This window comes from Vibrio sp. 10N.261.52.A1 (assembly GCF_002876325.1).
GTDB lineage: Bacteria > Pseudomonadota > Gammaproteobacteria > Enterobacterales > Vibrionaceae > Vibrio > Vibrio chagasii.
Window position 1 is genome coordinate 1 of record NZ_MCYD01000240.1, and the last position, 1,078, is coordinate 1,078.

The 1,078-nt window shown below is 50.0% G+C and carries 1 protein-coding gene; it reads right to left on the bottom strand.

From position 1 onward, the window contains the following. Nucleotides 1-127 precede the first annotated feature (127 nt). Nucleotides 128-1,078: FMN-dependent L-lactate dehydrogenase LldD (gene lldD / locus BCT81_RS03090; RefSeq protein WP_102423206.1), on the bottom strand; the 951-nt coding region annotated here is incomplete at its 5' end.

Sequence of the window (1,078 nt, forward strand, 5' to 3'; positions counted from 1 at the left end):
TCAACACGCCCTAGCTTTTTATTTTATTTTCCAGTGCTTAAACGGTGTCACAACGGCAGTGGAATTGCTGTGACACCGATTGAACTTCAGTCTAAGTAGACCCAAGCATTACAGTGAATCAACGGACTTAATCTAACCCCACCAAAGATTCACGAGTTAAGTCTTTGATTGTCTTTGCGCCAGTTAATGTCATGGCAACGCGCATCTCTTTGTCGTAAAGGTCGAGTAGGTTCTCAACGCCGGCTTGTCCTTGAGCTGCTAATGCGTATACGAAAGAACGGCCAAGCAAGGTGCAGTCTGCGCCAAGTGCCATCATGCGAACCACATCTAAGCCAGTTCGAATGCCAGAGTCGACCAGAATCTTGGTGTCGCCTTTAACTGCATCAGCAATCGAAGGCAGCGCTTTAGCACTCGATAAAACACCATCAAGCTGACGACCACCGTGGTTTGAAACGACAATACCGTCTGCGCCAAATCTCACCGCGTCTTTTGCATCTTCTTCGTCGAGAATACCTTTGATGACCATTGGGCCGTCCCAGAAATCACGAATCCACTCTAGGTCTTTCCATGAAATCGACGGATCGAAGTTGTCACCTAACCAACCGATGTAGTCTTCCAGCTTGGTAGGAGAGCCACGGTAAGTAGAGATGTTGCCTAGGTCGTGTGGTTTACCCAGCAAGCCGACATCAACTGCCCAACTAGGATGACGCATAGATTGAAAGACGCGGCGTACTGCTGCATTTGGTCCGCTCATTCCGGAATGCATGTCACGGTAGCGTGCACCGGGTACGGGCATATCAACGGTGAAAACCAGTGTGGTTACGCCTGCCGCTTTCGCACGCTCAAGTACGTTCTTCATGAAACCGCGATCTTTGAGTACGTAAAGTTGGAACCACATTGGGCGTTCAATCTTAGGTGCTACTTCTTCAATCGGGCACACCGACACCGTCGACATGGTAAACGGAATGCCTTTGTTGTCTGCGGCTTTTGCGGCTTGAACTTCACCCCGTCGTGCGTACATACCCGTTAAACCAACAGGCGCCAGTGCGATTGGCATCGCAAGCTTCTCGCCGAACAG